This is a genomic window from Candidatus Schekmanbacteria bacterium (genome assembly GCA_016219965.1).
Lineage (GTDB): Bacteria > Schekmanbacteria > GWA2-38-11 > GWA2-38-11 > J061 > JACRJM01.
This window is the reverse complement of record JACRJM010000004.1, coordinates 555813-575191: the sequence shown is the minus strand read 5'-3', so window position 1 is coordinate 575191 and position 19379 is coordinate 555813. Positions and strand designations below refer to the sequence as shown.

At 40.1% G+C, this 19379-nt stretch carries 15 protein-coding genes and 1 tRNA gene; 5 read left to right on the top strand and 11 right to left on the bottom strand.

Translation table 11 applies throughout. The features are described from left to right. The first annotated feature begins 166 nt into the window (after nt 1-166). Entirely contained in the window at nt 167-985 is an 819-nt protein-coding gene (locus HZA77_07955; GenBank protein ID MBI5375353.1) for a coproporphyrinogen III oxidase, read from the top strand. Nucleotides 986-1005: 20 nt separating this feature from the next. On the opposite strand, the gene HZA77_07950 is transcribed toward HZA77_07955, so the two are convergent. Continuing rightward, entirely contained in the window at nt 1006-1905 is a 900-nt protein-coding gene (locus HZA77_07950) for a universal stress protein (GenBank protein ID MBI5375352.1), read from the bottom strand. A gap of 389 nt (nt 1906-2294) precedes the next feature. On the opposite strand from HZA77_07950, the gene HZA77_07945 reads away from it, so the two are divergent. Continuing rightward, a complete protein-coding gene (locus tag HZA77_07945; GenBank protein MBI5375351.1) occupies nt 2295-5216 on the top strand; it encodes a PAS domain S-box protein in 2922 nt (973 codons plus the stop codon). 14 nt (nt 5217-5230) lie between these two features. On the opposite strand, the gene HZA77_07940 is transcribed toward HZA77_07945, so the two are convergent. Further along, on the bottom strand, nt 5231-6337 hold the full coding sequence (locus HZA77_07940) for a 6-phosphofructokinase (protein MBI5375350.1): 1107 nt from the start codon (nt 6335-6337) through the stop codon (nt 5231-5233). Nucleotides 6338-6493: 156 nt separating this feature from the next. Between HZA77_07940 and HZA77_07935 the strand changes: the two genes are divergently transcribed. From HZA77_07935 to HZA77_07925, 3 genes are all read left to right on the top strand, one after another. Then, nucleotides 6494-7018, top strand: coding sequence for a pyridoxamine 5'-phosphate oxidase family protein (locus HZA77_07935; GenBank protein MBI5375349.1), 525 nt, complete (start codon nt 6494-6496; stop codon nt 7016-7018). 5 nt (nt 7019-7023) lie between these two features. After that, a complete protein-coding gene (locus tag HZA77_07930) occupies nt 7024-8055 on the top strand; it encodes a zinc-binding dehydrogenase (protein ID MBI5375348.1) in 1032 nt (343 codons plus the stop codon). Between the two features lie 98 nt (nt 8056-8153). Continuing rightward, a complete protein-coding gene (locus HZA77_07925) occupies nt 8154-8498 on the top strand; it encodes a hypothetical protein (GenBank protein ID MBI5375347.1) in 345 nt (114 codons plus the stop codon). A 57-nt stretch (nt 8499-8555) separates the two neighbouring features. Here HZA77_07925 and HZA77_07920 read toward each other — a convergent pair whose 3' ends face one another. The 9 genes from HZA77_07920 to HZA77_07880 form a co-directional block, all read right to left on the bottom strand. After that, entirely contained in the window at nt 8556-9374 is an 819-nt protein-coding gene (locus HZA77_07920) for a hypothetical protein (GenBank protein ID MBI5375346.1), read from the bottom strand. Nucleotides 9375-9447: 73 nt separating this feature from the next. Further along, nucleotides 9448-10749 carry a right-handed parallel beta-helix repeat-containing protein gene (locus tag HZA77_07915; protein MBI5375345.1) on the bottom strand — a complete coding sequence of 434 codons (1302 nt, stop codon included), beginning with the start codon at nt 10747-10749 and terminating at the stop codon, nt 9448-9450. 107 nt (nt 10750-10856) lie between these two features. Then, nucleotides 10857-10940, bottom strand: a tRNA-Leu gene (locus HZA77_07910). 49 nt (nt 10941-10989) lie between these two features. Next, nucleotides 10990-12216: an ABC transporter permease gene (locus HZA77_07905; GenBank protein MBI5375344.1), complete on the bottom strand. Its 1227-nt coding sequence runs from the start codon at nt 12214-12216 to the stop codon at nt 10990-10992. Between the two features lie 24 nt (nt 12217-12240). Further along, entirely contained in the window at nt 12241-12966 is a 726-nt protein-coding gene (locus tag HZA77_07900) for an ABC transporter ATP-binding protein (GenBank protein MBI5375343.1), read from the bottom strand. Between the two features lie 9 nt (nt 12967-12975). Further along, nucleotides 12976-14127: an efflux RND transporter periplasmic adaptor subunit gene (locus HZA77_07895; protein MBI5375342.1), complete on the bottom strand. Its 1152-nt coding sequence runs from the start codon at nt 14125-14127 to the stop codon at nt 12976-12978. 121 nt (nt 14128-14248) lie between these two features. Then, nucleotides 14249-16372, bottom strand: coding sequence for a hypothetical protein (locus HZA77_07890; GenBank protein MBI5375341.1), 2124 nt, complete (start codon nt 16370-16372; stop codon nt 14249-14251). A gap of 36 nt (nt 16373-16408) precedes the next feature. Continuing rightward, nucleotides 16409-18532, bottom strand: coding sequence for a hypothetical protein (locus tag HZA77_07885; protein MBI5375340.1), 2124 nt, complete (start codon nt 18530-18532; stop codon nt 16409-16411). A gap of 10 nt (nt 18533-18542) precedes the next feature. Beyond that, entirely contained in the window at nt 18543-19367 is an 825-nt protein-coding gene (locus tag HZA77_07880) for a sugar phosphate isomerase/epimerase (GenBank protein MBI5375339.1), read from the bottom strand. Nucleotides 19368-19379: the final 12 nt, after the last annotated feature.

Genomic DNA, 19379 nt, shown 5'->3' with positions numbered 1-19379 from the left:
ATTTATTTTAATATTAAGCGTCTAAAAAAACAATATGTCATCACAAATATATTTTAGAATTGATATTTATACAAGACACATTGACTTCTTTATCAGCAGAATGCTAATTTTATACAGTGATACTATTAGTATTTACAGAAGTAATAATTTTTCAGGAGTAGTCTTTATGAACTCAAATAGCTTCCATGACAATGCGGCAAATTACAAATTACTTTTTGACGGTCTGAGGGAAAAAGCACTTTCAAGAGTTTTTGCAATCGAAGATTCAGACAAATATGAAAAAAAGATTTTTGAGAGCACCGGCGGAGCCACCACTCTTTCAATAATAAGGGGAAAAGTATTTGAAAAAATAAGCATATGCAGGGGAGAAAAAGAGCGCGAGATTCCTAAGGATGCAGAAATTCCTGACAACATGAAGGATGTAAAAAATTTACCCGGTGGAAAAGTCTATATGCAGGTTTTTGAAATCTGTTCGCACATGATGAATCCTAAAGTTCCCGTAGGTACATTGAGCTTGCGTTATAGATCAAGTTCAAACGGACGTACCGGCGGTGGCACTGACCTTTCTCCTTATATTCCGTTCAAAGAGGATATAGAACTCTTCTCCGGTAATTTCAAGAAGGTGTGCGCAAACTTCTCCAAAGATTATGACAACCTTAGAGAAAACCTGAAAAAGACTTTCTGGCTTAAATACCGGAATGAACCAAGAGGAGGCCTTGCAGGCATTGCATTTGATCTGCCGGCACAGGAGTTTGATTTTATCCAAACTGTGGGGAACACATTTATAGACACTTATTTCAACATAGTTGAAAAAAGAAAAACAGAACATTATACGGAAGAAGAAAGGAATTATTTGCTTTTCAGGCGGGGCAGATGGGTAGAATTCAATCTCATTGAAGATGAAGGCTTCAAATACGGGCTTGAAATAGGTGTAAACCCGGAAGTTATGATTCTACAAACCTTACCGCCTTCAGTAAAGTTCTAACCATCTTATTTTGTTTAGCATCAGCCCCTGACTGTCATTACAGGAATGTGAGAAGTACGCACAACACGCTCAGCTACACTCCCCATGACCATGTGGGCCAATCCTTTTCTCCCGTGAGTACCCATAATTATCATGTTGCTTCCTGTTTCATCAGCAACCTCGTTTATTTTCTGATGGGGATCACCCCTCTTAATAACAGTATTTATATTTCTGTAACCCGCCCCTCTGCCTTTCACAAGCACAGCAAGCTTTGTCACAACCTGTTCATCTATTTTCTCAATCAAACTTTCTTCGGAATAATAGTCGCTGAGATAGTAAGGATAATAGGAAACAGGTTGGTTCACAAAAAGAACTGTTATTTCGGAATTAAAGAAACTGCCTATTTTCAACGCCACATCAAATGCCTTCTCCGACATTTCTGAAAAGTCAACAGGAACCAGGATATTGTTTATATTGTAAGATTCAACAGCGATCTTGTGGTCAAGTTTTACAGTTAATACCGGAACTTTTGACTCCCGTATCACCTTTTCAGCCACACTTCCAAGAAGCATATGACTGAATCCATGTCTCCCGTGAGTACCCATAACTACCAAGTCTATATCTAATTTTTCAGCAAGCAATGCTATCTCTGATGAAGGGTACCCCTGTGTGACTATGACATCAATTTCACCGACTCCATCTATTCTCGGAGCATACATGCTTCTTATCTTCTCTTCCAGTTCGCGCTTGATATCATCGAAATAAATTTTGGGATAAATATTGGCTGTATACAATGGATCCGTAATCTGTGGATCTGATATTATATGGGTCAGATAAATTTTAGCACCCTTTCCTTTACCGAAAAAAAGGGCAAGCTTAAAAGCACTTTCCGAACCTTCTGAAAAATCAACAGGGACCAGAACATTTTTGAATATTTCCATGGCTATCTCCTTATTAATTTATCAACATTTAACTTCTTTAGGCTCGACATTCCTCTCTTTTACAGTTTCCATATTTTTTTTAGTTTTTTTGTTCTCTATTATGAATTTAAAGAACTTTGCAGCAGATTTCAACCTTAATAAACGGTCAGCAAAAAGAGATTTCAGAAGACTCAATTTTATATTCCTATTTCATAATACAAAGAAGACAGATTTTGTCATCTATGAGAATAAAATGTCATTATAATACCAGATAAAATTCAAAACGTCTTTCCATTTTAATAACTAATTACACATACTTATCTTTTTATGACATCTCAGGGTTGGCAGCTATTTTGCAATAGCAGTTCAAAGGTGGAGCTGTTTTTATTTTTTATAAATTTAATTATCTGATGAAACATAAAGAGAATTACATAATATATGCTGTAACCATAGCCATAATTATCATATCGCTATTCTCTTCATTCAATATATACAGGCAAACAAGATCAGAATCACTGAGGCAGTTTCAAGTTTCACAGAAGTTAAAAGCAATTTATGTTTCAAGTACGGTCAAAAACGCTTTTACTTATTTGACCCGGGATCTATCTCATTTTGCAGTACATCTGTCAGAGGAACCTCCAGAGGGACCAGAACGCTTTAAAAGAGATATAGATACATTTATTAATAACAATAGACGGGCCATTGGACCTGACAGAATAATAATAACAACCATCATAAGGAATGAAAACGGGCATGTTATATACCCTGCTAGTATCACACAAACTATAACAGAACACCTGCCTAAGATTTCTTCATTAAAAAACAATGCAGGGCTGAATGCTGTTCCAGTTATAAGCACTTTTTTCTATGATTCCTCAACTGGTCCAGAAAAAAAAGACATACCAAAAACAGAGTTCCTGATCACATCGCCAATGCAGAAAAAAATAAATGGGAAGTGGCAGTGCATTGGCAGTATCTCTTTTTTAATTGATGTAAAAAACTTTATAGAGTCCTACATGCCTCCATCAGGAATTGTATCAAAAAATGATGATTTCTTTATTCTGGATGATGAAGGGAGTCTTATATACAGCTCTGCCAATCAAACAATGGTAGCAAGGAATGTACTTCACACTGAAGAAAAATGTTTCAGATGCCATACGTCATTCAATACTTTCAAAGATGCTTTTTTTCTTAAAGAAGGATCAGGCAAATATGAGATGAAAGACCATTCAACGAAGTTTGCCGCCTTTATTCGAAGCGATATTCCTTCATCCCATCTTCATATAGTCATAAAAGGGGACCAGGAAAAAACGACAGCTTTTATTTCCAAGAATTTCAGAGATATCACAGGACTTGCTTTATTCGTAATCATTGGCGTCATAGGAGGATCGATAGCAGTTTCAAAACTCAATTCCAGAAGACTGTGTCTTAAAGCGGATGCCGTACGCATGAATGAAATGAGAAAAGCAAAAAAAGAATGGGAGGACACTTTTGATTCCATCAAGGATTATATAATAATTGTTGATGAAGATAATATGATTTCAAGGGCAAACCGCTCATCTCTTGATAAATTCGGATTTAATATCATAGGCAAGAACATCAGCAATATAATACCGAATTCAAAGGATAACCATTTAGAGACTTCTCATATCCTATCCCGCAAAAGAGCGGGAATAACTGCTGATGAGGCTGAAAACGAAATAGCAATATCCGAAGGGACATATAGCGTTTCATCATATCCGATTTATGAAAACGACAAAAAAGTAAACAGAGTAGTTCACATAATGAAAGACATAACAGAGAAAAAGAGACTTAAAAATCAGATTGTCGAATCTGAAGAAAAATATAGAAACCTGTTTGAACACGCCATGGACGGGATTGTCATAATCAACAGCAATGACTCTGATATAATAGACTGCAATGGTATGTTCGAGACAATTACCGGGTACAGAAAAGATGAACTGCTCGGAAAAAACATGAGCTTACTTTTAACCGAAGTCCCGGATGCATATGAAAACTATCTGAGATGTATAAACGAAAGTTCAGAAGGATGTGCATGCGATATAACGCTGAAGAATAAAAATGGCAATGATGTGATTGTCGAGGTCAATGCAAGTACTTTGAAATACAGCGGGCATGAAGCAATAATAATCATCATCAAGGACATTACCGAGAAAAAAGAACTTGAAGAATTATTACTCCAGGCAGAAAAAATGTCTGTACTTGGAGAAATGATATCTGGAATTGCCCACGAACTCAACAATCCATTGACAGGGGTTATGGGATACTCGGAACTGCTGCTCAGCTATAATCTTGACTCAAAGATAAAGAATAAAATTGAAAAAATTCATAATGAATCCTTAAGGTGCCGGAAGATCGTTCAGAACCTTCTGACATTTGCAAGAAAGCATAAACCTGAAAGGAATTACGTTGATATAAACCGGCTGTTAAGAAACTCTATTGATCTTAAATCATACGATCTGAGAGTAAGCGGCATAAACGTAAATACAGAGTTTGACGAAACCCTGCCAAAGACTATGGCTGACCCGCACCAGCTCCAGCAGGTATTTCTCAACATCATCAATAATGCCCAATATGCCATGCTTGATTGTGAAATCGAACGGGTGAAGACACTAAGGCTCAGGACATCTCTGCATAACGGACAGATATTGATTTCAATATCAGACAATGGCCCCGGCATATCAAAGCAAAATCTCAGAAACATATTCACTCCTTTTTTTACGACAAAGGAACCCGGCAAGGGAACCGGACTTGGCCTTAGCGTTTGCTACGGGATAATAAAAGAACATGATGGAGAAATATCTGCCAGCAGTACTGACCATGAGGGAGCCACATTCACTATGACTCTGCCTGTCATATCTAAAGACACTTCTCTGGAATACGACAGCTCCGGAAATGAGAATAACCAATTACTTGCAGCCCATAAAAACATCCTTGTAATCGATGATGACGAAATAGTGTCTTCATTATTATACGATCTTCTCAAAATGCAGGGTCACGAAGTTGAAGTAGCGAGAAATGGAAAGTCCGGCATTGATATGATTATGAAATCAGAGTATGACCTTATACTCTGTGATATAAAAATGCCGGTTATGAACGGACAGAAAGTCTATAATGCTCTGGTTGATATACGACCTGACCTTCTTTCAAAGTTTCTGATAGTAACAGGCGACACGATAAATCCGAACGTAAATCAGTTCATCCTTAACAACAACATCCCAAATATTGAAAAACCATTTGATCAAAAAGAGCTGCTTGATAAAATCAATGGCATATTAGCGCAGTCGTGCCATCCTATCCTGCTCTCATAGTCTGACTCCAGCCTTTAGTCTCCCATGCATGTTCCAACTGACCTTGCTGTCTTTATAAGCACAGATTTTGGATCAACAAGCTTGAGTCTTTTAACAGCTTTTGAAATCGGCACAGACACGATGTCGTCACCTTTTATAGCAACCATATTACCGAAAGATTTCTTCATCAGAAGATCCACTGCATAAGACCCGAACCTGGTGGCGAGTATTCTGTCATATGCTGAAGGGACACCTCCTCTTTGAAGATGACCCAGCACAGCAACCCTTGTTTCAAGTCCTGTGAGTCTTTCAATTTCATCTCCGACCCTGTTACCAATTCCGCCAAGCCTTACCGGATCAGGGCTGTCCTTTATAACTTTTTTAACCACCATGATTCCGCCTTTTGGTTTGGCCCCTTCAGCTACAACTACAAGGCTGAATTTCTTCCCGGTTTTTGACCTGTAAGTCACCCATTCACAAATGCTTTCTATGCTGAATGGGATCTCAGGTATCAGAATGATATCTCCTCCGCCTGCAAGTCCTGAATGAAGCGCTATCCATCCCGCATATCTTCCCATGACTTCAACCAGCATTACGCGATGATGCGACTGCGCCGTCGAATGTATCTTATCTATAGCCTCAGTTGCTGTTTCAAGGGCAGTGTTAAATCCGAAGGTATAGTCTGTCTCGCAAAGGTCATTATCAATGGTCTTTGGTATTCCTACGATCGGAATCCCCTTTTTAAAAAGTTTCAGTGCTATCTGAAGAGTCCCGTCTCCGCCTATACACAAAAGCGCATCAAGCTGAAGCTTCTTAAAGTTGCATACAGCATCATCGGATTTGTCCATAAAAACCAGCTTGTCACCTCTTCTGACTGGATGGCTGAAAGGATTCGCCTTATTGGAAGTCCCAAGGATCGTACCTCCTTCAGTAAGTATGCCCGAGACATTCATGAAAGTTAAATCCCGGGTCCTCATTTCCATTAGCCCCTGATATCCATCTTCGATACCAACGACTTCTATTCCAAAATCATTGATAGCCTTCTTGGCTACAACCCTTATAACAGCATTAAGACCCGGACAATCTCCGCCACCGGTAAGCACGCCGACTCGTTTAATTCCTCCATTATTTTTCACGTCCATCTCCTTTCAAATAATCATAAAGAAAAAGATAAAATATTTTACCACACTCTGTCGGGGGAAACAAAATCTTTCGGTATACATTAGCGGTTTAACTTGACAGACACCTGTAATTGTTGCCATTCTAAACTATCGTAAAAAGTTCACGGAGGGGTTTAAATGGAAAAATTACATGTTCCAAGAATTGACGGAAGCCTCAGAAAAGCAATGGAGTCCAGAGGAATAAAAATTAACGATAAAATGACTCCTGTATCAGTTAAAAAAGCAATAATAAAATATATGGATGAACATACGGTGATACATCTCGGAACATGCAGTAATAATATTCCGAGGGTGACTCCCATAGAGTTCAGAAACAAGGGGCTTAGAATATACCTCTTCTCCGAAGGTGGAGTAAAAATCAACAACATAAAAAAGAACCCCAAAGTTTCTGCGTCTATTGCAAACCACTATGACCGGAAATCAGATTATTTCAGTTCCCGCGGAATTCAGCTCTGGGGAAAAGCAAAGGTTTACGGCAAGGACGAAAACAGGAAAATCTTCCTTGAATGTATAAAATTAATGGGGATAAAGGAAAAGAGTCTTCCCCCGCTTTATCCTTACAAAATCATAGTGATAGAGCCGGAAAAAATCAGATACCAGGATGCAAGGAACGGATACTGGTTTGTAACGTGGGAAAAATAACTACTATGAAAGCTGCTTATATAAATAATCATGGAACATCAGAGTGTATAAAGTACGGAGAACTTGATAAGCCAATAACCGGAAAAGATGAAGTCCTGATAAAGGTAAGCCATGCAGCACTTAATCACCTTGACATATGGGTGAGGTCAGGCATTCCCGGAATAAGTGTATCATTCCCGCATATACTTGGCTCTGACGGCTCAGGTACAGTAGAGGAATGCGGTGCGGAAGTGACAGGGATCAATCAGGGAGACAAGGTTGTTATTGACCCCGGGATATCATGCGGAAAATGCGCGTACTGCAGAGCCGGAGAACACAGCGAATGCTCATCTTTCCACCTCATAGGCGAGCATATCGACGGAACCTTCGCAGAGTATGTGAAAGCGCCTTCAGTCAATGTTCATCCTGCCCCGCGCCATCTCACCATGGCAGAAGCGGCAGCATTTCCGCTTACATTTCTTACAGCGTGGAGAATGCTCATAACAAAAGCAAAGCTCATTCCGGGTGAAAGCATACTTATAATGGGGATCGGTGGTGGAGTTGCGACTGCGGCTCTTCAGATTTCAAAAGCAATCGGTGTAAATGTTATTGTAACCTCCGGAGATGATGAAAAAATTAAAAAAGCCCTGGGATTGGGCGCTGCTCACGGAATAAATTACAGGAAAGAAGATGTCTTCAAACGGATAAGAGAGATAACTCTAAAAGAATGTGTTGATGTTGTCCTTGATAACGTTGCAGGCGATACATGGGAAATATCCCTGAAGTGCCTTAAAAAAGGAGGCAGACTTGTAACCTGCGGCGCAACTACAGGAGGAATAGCCAAGACAGATGTCCAGCGCATTTTCTGGAATCAGCTCACAATCTACGGCTCTACAATGGGAACAAGAGGAGAGTTCAGCAGCCTGCTTCAATTTATGAATGCCACGGGGACTAAACCCATAGTCGACAGGGTGTTCCCGCTAAAAGACGCAGCCATTGCCCAGAAGCACATGGAAGAGGCAAAACAATTCGGGAAAATAGTACTTCAGACAGAGTAAGAATAAAGATAAAAAATAATTTAATCTGCTTTTTAGCTTGACTGAGTCGACGCTTCTTATATAATTTTAAAAGTAATCTAAATAATGGAGGAAATGCTGTGAGATTGAAAGCTCTGATAGTTTTTACATTAGCGTGTGCGTTTCTTGTTCAGCCTTTGATTTTTTCGCTTGCAGAAGCAAAGACATATTCTGAAACACAGGGTCTGGAAAAAGTTTACTGGACAACAGGAAGTGTTCTGATGACTCCGGTTTGGTTCGGCGTAAAAACACTCTACACAGGATTAGGAGTAGCAGCAGGTGGAGTCGAAATGATTGGAACATTGGGTATAGCACACAAAGATGCTACAAGGCTTCTTAAGAACTCGGTAACAGGCGACTGGTATGTCCCGGCAGATTATCTGATGGGGAATAAGAAGACTCTTGATATTTACGGTCACGAATAAGTTTATTTTCATTACAAACAGAAATCCCCAATCTCATAAGAGTTTGGGGATTTTTTTTTAACCAGATTCGGCTTCGATAAGTTTTTTTTCCCAGAGTTCACATAATTCATTGTATTCTTTATTTGCCAGAGTCTTAAGCCCCTTGAGATGATCCGGCACCTTTTCAGATAAAAGTACTTTCCTTTGATAGGGTTTGGGACCGTGGAAGTGTACTATCTTTGCCGACGAGTAGTCACCCCAGTAGGGCTTCCAGTTGTATTCAACGCCAAGTTTATCCCATTCCGGTCTCTTCCACCACTTTTTATAAAACATATGATATGCGGTCTGGTCCCATACCTTTCCTGCGAGACGTTCTATGTTCTTTACGGTAAAATCCCTGAATTCGTTGTCGCACTCCCTGAGATTTTTCAGATTCATCAACATAACGCCTGTATTCATCTTCCTGTAATTTTTAATATCAAATTCAGGTGCAACGGCAAAAAACCTTGGAGTCAGTCTTTCCAGGTAATCTTCAACTTTATTTAAAAACATCACATCCACATCAGTATATAAAACATATTCATCTTCAATCCCCATTTGAAGTGTAAGTCCGGGAATCTCAATCCGCAAAAATGCTCCTGCTCCCACAGTAAGATAATTCATGTCTTTCTTCTTTTTACCAATCCCGCTTAACTGATCATATAGAGATGTCCGGCAAGGTATGATTGTAACATCTTTCTTTCGCAGCCATTCTGTCAGGGAATTCTCATCACCATCATAGAGAAAATAAGGGGAAAGCTTTGTACATTTTGAAGCAGTGTGAACTGCCACTTTCAGCATCTCTGAATAATGGGCAAACTCATGCGATGCCTGATTAAGAGCAAAGAACCATTTCATTTAAGTTTCGTCTCTCTCCTGCTAATCCTTATTAGCGATGTGTATTTTCAAGTTTTGTTGAAACCATTGAGTTTTATCTTTTATCATTTTTTAAAAGTCTGTGGATGGGATTTAATCCCTTAGAAATTGCAATCGGGCCCACACCTAACCTGAAATCAGAACGGGCAAAATCACAACTTACTCCAGTTGCCTGTTTGAAAGTCCCACCTTCATAAATACCGTTCTCTCTGCCGTCAGTAGCAGTATTCCCATAGATTTCAGAGTTTGTAACAGTTACCCTGTTGTAGCTGTCTTTGTTGCTATAGAAGTAAATAGCGCCGCCGCTGCCAGCAGCAATATTTCCGGAGAGGGTGGAGTTAGTAACACTCACGTAGCTTTCGTCATTGCTGTCGCTGTCGCTATAGCAGTAAATGCCACCGCCATTTTTGAAAGCATAATTTTCTAAGATGGTTGAACTGGCAACTTTTATAACGCCAGCGCAGTAAATACCCCCGCCATTTTCTCTGCCGACAGTATTCTCGGATATGGCAGATTTTGTAACAGTCACGTTTCCGAAGCTGCAAATCCCGCCTCCGCCGCTGTAGCCGCCTGCATAATTTCCAGAGATGGTTGAGTTTGTAATAATTACATTGCCTGAGCAGTAAATCCCTCCTCCCCTGCCTTCAGCAGAGCTGTTCCCATAGATGGTGGAATTTGCAACAGTTACACTGCTGACATAACAGTAAATCCCTCCGCCGCTTACAGCAGCAGTGTTCCCGTAGATTGTTGAGTTTGTAACAGTTACCCTGGTGGCATCGCAGTAAATAGCTCCGCCGTCAGTTGCACTATTATCAAAGATGCTGGAACCCGCAACAGTTACTCTGCTGGCATTGCAATAAAAACCGCCGCCGTCAGTTGCACTATTCCCGTAGATAGCAGAGTTTGTAACAGTTACCCTGCTGTCTATGTAGTTTTCCTTGTCGCTATAGCAGTAAACCCCTCCGCCAATTTCAGCTTTTCCATTTTTTATAGTAATGCCGTCAAGCACCAAAGCAGCACCTTTAGTGTTTGTATAGTCGAACACACCATTTTTATAATCTCCATCCAGAATAACGTCATTATGCGTCAATCCTTTTTTTGCTTTAATGATTAAGTCATGTTTTTCTTTGTCAAAGAATTTAAAAGTTCCTCCACCGTCATCTGTAGTCTTATAAGTTCCGGCATCCAAAATAATAGTGTCATCCTGACCGTTCAGAGCTGCGCTCTCCAAAGCAATTCTAAACTGAGCGGCATTACTTACATTAAATGTTTTAGCTGAAACATATGAGGGGGATAGTGATAAAAGAATGAATAAAATTGAAAAAGTGAATGAGATTTTTGTTTTCTTTAAAACCATTTAGTCTCTATCAACAAAAGGAATCGCTAATGAACTAACCAACAATATAATAAATTATTCTAAAAGGAAAGCCTGTTAGGATTTGCTGACTCATTGTTTTACTTCAATGCCGAAGGCGGGACTCGAACCCGCAAGGGATTGCTCCCACTAGACCCTGAACCTAGCGTGTTTGCCAGTTTCACCACTTCGGCTTATTGCTTGAGCGTGTATTTAACGGCTTTTCGTGAGTTTGTCAATCTTCTACTCGTATCTCAGCGCTTCGATGGGATTTAGCTGCGAGGCACGCTTTGCCGGATAGAATCCAAAAAAGATTCCTACTCCTGCAGAGAAGGTAAAAGCAAGCACTATGGCATTTGCAGAAATTATAAGCGGCCACTTGAGATAGCCTGAAACAATTGCAGATATGCTTACCCCGAAAACAGTGCCTATAAAACCGCCTACAAGCGAGAGCACTACCGCTTCCGTGAGAAACTGAAAAAGTATATCCACATCCTTGGCACCAATCGCCATACGTATCCCTATCTCCCTGGTGCGCTCTGTCACGGAAACAAGCATTATATTCATTATGCCTATGCCTCCCACGAGCAATGATATAGAGGCTATGGCGCCCAGCAGCAATGACATGGTTGCAGCCATCTTTGTTGCGACACCTGCCATTTCCGCAAGATTCACTACAATAAAATCCTGCTCTTTACCACCACCGATGTGGTGTCTTTGAATTAAAAGATCATTTATCTGCTGTTCAGCTGCCTTGAGCTCTTTGCCGGAAACAGCCTGAACCATTATTATACCGATAACATTTGGAAACTGTGAAACCACTATCCTTTTCTGTGCAGTAGAAAGAGGGATATATATTAAATCATCCTGATCCTCTCCCATGAGATTCTGCCCCTTTGGCTCAAGAACACCTATGATCGTAAATAGCGTCTTGTTTATCCTGATAATCTTCCCAATCGGGTCCTCGCCGACAAACAGGTTGTCAACAACCGTCTTGCCAAGTATGCAGACTTTTGCCGAACCATCAATGTCGGACTGAAGTAACTTTCGTCCTTCAGATATTTCCCATGTCCGCAAATCAAGCATGTCAGGTGTAATACCCATTACGACTGTGTTCCAGTTAAGATTTGAATAAACTACCTGAGTTGCCGCCCTTACCTGCGGTGCGACACCGGAAACCGCAGAACACTCATCTCTAATTGCTTTTGCATCGTCAAGTGTAAGTGTTGGTGTAGAACCCATTCCCATCCTCGCTCCGCCGCTCGTAACAGAACCGGGACGCACGATAAGGATATTCGTCCCAAGACTTTCTACTGTCTGGGCAAGCTTTGTCTTTGCACCGTTGCCTATAATAACAAGCGCTATAACAGCGCCGACTCCGATTATTATCCCAAGCATAGTCAGGAATGACCGCAATTTGTTAATCCTTAACGCGCTTAATGCCAGCCTTATATTTATCAAGAAATACATCTGCTATTCTCCCTGACTGCTCCCCTACTCGTCTTCCCACAAAACAGTATTCTCTGCTCTGGTATATGTTCCTTCATCATTTATTATCATGCCGTCCATGAAGCTTATCCTTCTCTTGGAATAGGCAGCGATATCAGCCTCATGGGTTACCATTATTATGGTTATCCCCTTTTCTGTGTTAAGCTTTGTGAAAATATCCATAATCTCGCGGCTGGTTTTCGTATCGAGATTGCCCGTTGGTTCATCAGCAAGTATGAGCGACGGTCTGTTAACGAGAGCCCGCGCAATAGCAACCCTTTGCTGCTGACCTCCTGAAAGCTGGTTAGGGAAATGTTTTGCCCTATCCTCAATACCAACCGCCTGCAATGCTTCAAGTCCTCTTTCCTTTATCTCCTTAGCACTTGTATGGTTATACACCAGAGGAAGTCCTACGTTTTCAATTGCCGTAGTGCGTGAAAGAAGATTGAATCCCTGGAATACAAAACCAACTTTTTCATTTCTAAGCTTGGAGAGAGCATTTCTTGAAAAAGAACTTACATCTATTCCCTCAAAGTAGTATTTCCCTTCTGTCGGAACGTCAAGGCACCCAAGGATGTTCATAAACGTAGATTTGCCGGAGCCCGATGCGCCTGTGATTGACACAAATTCTCCTTTTTCTATGGAAGTATTTACTCCTTTTAAGGCTTCCACAGAGTATTCTCCTATGCGGTAGATTTTTGTGAGATTTACTACTTTTATCAATTCATCCATGACAATATTTTATTCCTTGTAGGTCGCATCTACGATTACTTTGTCATCCTCTTTTAGATCACCGCTTATAATCTGCGTATAAACATCATCAGTAACACCGGGTTTAACATCAACAGAAAATGGATTGCCCTCTTTTCCCATCTTCCACACCTTGTAGCCATATTTTTTCTTTATCTCCAGATTTTTTGCCATTTGCTCCCGCAACTCCTTTGGGATAAAACGTAGGGCTGAATTTGGAACTCTCAGTACATTGTCTTCGATGCTCGTGGTGATGTTCACGCTAGTAGTCATGCCTGGTTTTAAAATCAAATCCGGGTTGCTTACATCAATCACTACATCATAGGTAACGACGTTCTGTACAGTAAGCGGAGAGTTCCTTATCTGTGATACCTTCCCGTTGAATGTCCTCTCCGGATATGCATCTACGGTAAATTCAACATCCTGTCCGACAGAGATTTTCCCAATATCTGCTTCATCAACATTGGTATTAATCTTCATTCTTGTAAGATCTTTTGCTGCCACGAACAATGTAGGCGTCTGCATACTGGCGACTACTGTCTGTCCCACATCAACATTTCTCGTCACTATTATCCCGTCAACAGGAGAAATTATATTTGTATATTTAAGGTTTGTCTTTGATTCATCAAGCGCCGCCTTCAATTGATCTATCTGAGCCTTTGACACTCCTATCTGGGCTGCTGCTGAATCATAAGCTGTGCGTGCATCATCAAGCTCCTTGTCTGAAGCAAAGCCGGTTTTGTTGAGAGCTTCCATCCGCTTAAGAGTCTTTTCCGCATCTTTAAGCGTAATCTCATTTTTTTTCAGATTTTCTCCTGCAAGGTTAAGATTAAATTTCGCCTGATCAACGCGTGCCTGATAAATAAGGGGGTCTATCTTTGCGAGCAGTTGTCCCTGTTTAATCTGGCTGTTAAAATCAGCAAAGAGCTCGCTTATTTTCCCTGACACCTGGCTCCCTATAAGAACCTGCACTTCGGGATTCACGGTACCTGTAGCAGAAACTTTCTGTACTATCCTGCCTTTAGTTGCAGAAGCGAAGGAATACTGCACATTTTCCTTCTTCTTCCTGCCAAACATCAGGAAACCTCCGCCTGCTAAAACTGCAATTACAATTACTGCGATAATCATTCTGCTCTTCTTCATTTCATTTTCCTTTTAATATTGATCTTTGATTTTCTTGAATCATACTCCAATTTAAAAAATAGCAATAAAATAAATTGTAAAGTTTATGAAGACAAACCATGACAAAAGATATCATAGGTATTTACATGAACTTACTATCAAGATATTCTTTAATTTCCTGTGAGCTAAAAAAAATTTCATTTGTTTTGTCCTTTACCCCTTCATATATTTTTGTTCTATCAGAAATGCCATATCTCTTATTTGAAGCCCACCCTTTAACATCATTAATATAATTGTCCAGCCTCCTATAGTAGAGTGCCCTGTATTCAGGCCTGTCTTCTGATATATCATATAAAGAGTTCTTTATTCCCATAAAGGAAGTACCCAATCCTCTGCCTAAACCATAATAATAATCTCCTATATATTCCTGCGGGAATGAAACCCATTTATGTCCGTTATCAATTTTAGCTATAAAACAATAAAACATCGTAACATTGACCATCGCCTCCCCGTATCCTTCGGCAAAGCTCGATGCATATTTTTCCGGAAGAAGCAGAATAATTTCACCTGCCTTCTTTTTAAAACTTTCATAGCTTGCGGAGACAAAACCAAGCTCTCTGAAGCATATACGCTGATAATCCTCATTGGCAAGAGAGTCAGCCATACGTACATATTCTTCAATATCCCGGCCTTCCTTCAGGAATCTGTAACCTTTATTCTCAAAATAACCTTCAATAATCCTTTTATACCTATTCCCCTGATTCTTCGAGACAGAACCAACAACATCTTCAAGCCTGTAATCCCTCACACCGGCATAAAACCCAAGAAGCTGATAAACATTATATTTTTCTTCATCACTATATTTCTCAAACCTTCGTATGGCATCATCAAATGATGAAGATCCATCAAGTGCATAGTTAACAGCCCGCTTCTCATAGCCATACATTGTGTATCCCTTGGTAATAAAAGAAGTTCCAAGAGATGAATAATCCATAAGCCGTACATTCGAGGTCAGACAATAAAGGAGATTTAGAACAAGAAGGATAAGAGCTATCATCTTCACCGACCGTTTCCCTGACCTCCACAACCTCTGGAAGACCATAGCAATAAAAGCAAACATGAACGGAAAGAAAGGAATGAAATAACGGTAGAAGTTGAGCTTGTTATATAGAACATTACTACCCGGAATAAAATCCGGAACATCAAATGCGCTGAGAAGAACCATCATGATAAATGATAAAGAGCTCATCAAAATCAGAAGTTCAGGTGTAAGCTGTTTTTTATCAAGCCTGAATCTTTCTCCCGGAACAAGGGCCCTGCATGCAGAGTAAATGTTTTTACGCTCTAAAAAAAGGACTGCCATAAAGGCTGCAAGAAACACTAAAGTATATTCATAAGACATTATGCCTGGTTTTATGGAGGATTGGTCCCAAAACTTGAAATAGAAGGAATGGGGAATAGAAATTACAAGATCTTTAAATTTCTGCAGATATCTTCCCATTTCAGGAGAAGGTATAAAAGGCTGTTCATGAACAAGGACGATATATTTTTTTACTATAAATATTTTATAGAGAAGAACTCCGAGACCTGCCGGGAAAAGAATGAAAAAAAGAACAAGAAACTTCACTATGTGATAGCTTCTTTTTATAAGATAAACGGAAAGAAGCGACACCGCAAGGACTGCTGCAAATGAATAGCCGTAAAACAGTGATAATCCGCCTATAAAACCGCATAGTAAAGTTTGAAGCGGCTTGAAATTCGCTCTCCCCTCTTCATCAGAGTCATAAATGAGATTTCCTATGAGAAAAAGAAATAGGATATAAAAAAAACTCATCTCCGTGTGAAGCCCCCATCCTATAATATTGTTAAGAGAGAAATATGGAGGTGACATGATGTATAGCAGTGAAAAGACAACGGCAGATTCAGTCCCGCAATATTTCTTAAGAAACAGGTACCAGAGGGCCAGGGCCGGAAGGGAGAAAAGGATAAGGTCAAGCAGTTTAAGCGCAAATAACGAGTCGCCGAGCAGAATGAAAAAAGGGGCATAGAGTAGCGCATTGACAATATGACCTCCATGACCTCCGGTATAGTAGTAAAACATAAGAGGCAATCTGATATTTCCGTCTTTTACATCATGGGCAAGGAGGGAGAGAGGCCTCTCCTCATACATGTCAGAATAATCTGTTGCAAAAAGTATGAGAGAAATGCGAAGGACAAGGAATAAAAGGAGCATGATTAACAACAGCCTGTTGTTTGTTTTTCTCATTTATACACCTTTATTTTTAAAATATATCACAGGCATTTACATGAACTCTTTCTCAATATACTCTTTAATTTCCTGTGAGTTAAAAAAAATTTCATTTGCCTTGTCCTTTACCCCTTCATATATTTTTGTTTTATCAGAAACGCCGTATCCCTTATTTGAAACCCACTTTTTTACGTCATTAACATAATTGTCCAGCCTTTTATAGTAGAGAGCCCTGTATTCGGGTCTGTCTTCCGATATATCATATAAGGAGTTCTTTATTCCCATAAAGGAAGTCCCCAACCCTCTGCCTAAACCATAATAATAATCTCCTATATATTCCTGCGGGAATGAAACCCATTCCTGACCGTTATAAACTTCAGTTATAATACAATGAAACATCGTTTCATTGATCATCGACTCCCCGTATCCTTCGGCAAAACTCGATGCGTATTTTGCCGGCAGAAGCAGAATTATTTCACCTGCCTTCTTCTTTAACTTTTCATAGCTTCCGGACACAAAACCGAGCTTTCTGAAGCATATACGCTGATAATCCTCATTGGCAAGAGAGTCAGCCATACGTACATATTCTTCAATATCCCGGCCTTCCTTCAGGAATCTGTAACCTTTATCCTCAAAAAACCCCTCAATAACCCCTGTAAGCTTCTCCCCATGATTTTTCGAAACAGCGCCAATAACCTCTTCAAGACTGTAATTTCTCATACCGACAGTTTTCCCGAGAAAATTATAAACATTGTATTTTTCACCATCGCTGTATCTGTCAAACCCTCTTAAAGCATCATCAAATGATGAAGATTTATTCAGGGTCGATACAACAGCTCGTGACTCATAACCATGCAATGTGTATCCCCTGTTAATAAAAGAAGTCCCAAGTGATGAATAATCCATAAGCCGTACATTCGAGGTCAGGCAATAAAGGAGATTTAGAACAAGAAGGATAAGAGCCATCATTTTTACTGACCTTTTTCCGGACTTCCATAATCTCTGAAAAATCACAGCCATCAATGCAAACATGAACGGATAGAAAGGAAGGAGATAACGATAGAAGTTGAGCTTGTTATACAGGATGTTACTCCCCGGAATAAAATCAGGGATATAAAATGCGCTGAGAAGAACCATCATGATAAATGATAAAGAGCTCATCAAAATCAGAAGTTCAGGTGTAAGTTGTTTTTTATCAAGCCTGAATTTTTCTGCCGGAACAAGGGCCCTGCATGCAGAGTAAATATTTTTACGCTCCAAAAAAAGACCTGCCATAAAGGCTGCAAGAAACACTAAAGCATATTCATAAGACATTGTGTTTGAATCTATGGAGGCTTCGTCCCAAAACCTGAAATAGAACGAATGCGGAATTGAAATTACAAGATCCTTAAATTTCTGCAGATATCTTCCCATTTCAGGAGAAGGTATGAAAGGCTGGTCCTGAACATGGACTATGTATCTTTTCACAATGAATATCTTGTAGAGAAGAACTCCAAGACCTGCCGGGAAAAGAATGAAAAAAAGAACAAGAAACTTAACGATGTGATAGCTTCTTTTTATAAGATAGACGGAAAGAAGCGACACAGCAAGGACTGCTGCAAATGAATAGCCATAAAACAGTGATAACCCCGCGATGAAACCGCATACTAAAGTTTGAAGCGGCTTGAGATTAGCTCTCCCCTCTTCATCAGAGTCATAAATGAGATTTCCTATGAGGAAAAGAAAGAGGATGTAGAAAAAACTCATCTCCGTGTGAAGCCCCCATCCTATAATATTGTTAAGAGAGAAATATGGGGGCGACATGATGTATAGGAGTGAAAAGACAACGGCAGATTCAGCCCCGCAATATTTATTAAGAAACAGGTACCAGAGTGCCAGGGCTGGAAGGGAGAAAAGAATAAGGACAGTCAGTTTAAGGACAAATAAAGAGTCTCCAAACAGAATGAAAAAAGGGACATAGAGCAGTGCATTGACTACGTGGCCGCCATGTCCTCCGGTATAGTAATAAGCCATAAGCGGCAGTCTGATATTTCCGTCTTTTACATCGTGGGCAAGAAGGGAGAGAGGCCTCTCCTCATACATATTAGAATAATCTGTTGCGAAAAGTATGAGAGAAATTCGAAGGACAAGGAATAAAAGGAGCATGATTAATAAAAGTCTGTTGTTTGTTTTTGTCATCTATGAGCCATCATTCAGAAAGTGAGAACATTTTTCTGATATCTTCGTATGCTATGCCATCAAGACCGTTTGAGCGCTTCACTTCCAGTGTAAGAGCTCCCCTGTAGCCAGTCTCATTCAGTGTGTCTGCGATTTCTTTCCAACTTATGTTTCCTGTCCCCGGATGCATGTGTATATCCTTGTCTCCAAAATTATCGGACACATGAGTGTTAATAAGGTAATCCCCTGCTATCTTGATGCTTTCAACAGGTTTCTCATAAAGGTTGGCATGTCCGAAATCAATGCACAGCCTTAAAAATGGAGAGGAAAACTCATTAACCAGATTAACGATATCTTTTACAAGTACCGTCCTCTGGGTGTTTTCAAGAGCTAAAGTAGTCTTGTTTGCTTCTGCCTCTGGAATAAGTTCCGTAAGACTTTTCCGCAACCCATCCAATTCTGATTCCCTGTTTTCGCCTTCGCGCAGATCAGCATGAAGAACAGCAATCCCTGCTCCTGTGGCAGTCATTGTCCGCATGGTTTCCTTTAACATTCTTACTGCCTCAATTCTTTTTTCCTCTCTGGTATCCGTAAGATACAACCATTCTCGAACCGGCATATTGGCATCAGCATTAAAATGATAAGTAAATATAGGCACGTGATAAGAATTGATTCTCAATCCTCCGGCAGCTATCTCCCCGAAAACTTTTTTTACATTCCCCTTATCAGAGATATCGAAATGCGGTTTCATGCACCAGAGTTCGATGTCCCTGTAGCCTAAAGAAGCTATCTCTCTGATATGCGACTCAATCAAAGGCTCTGATACATAAAAATGTGTGGAGAAGCATATTTTCAACGGGAATTCCTC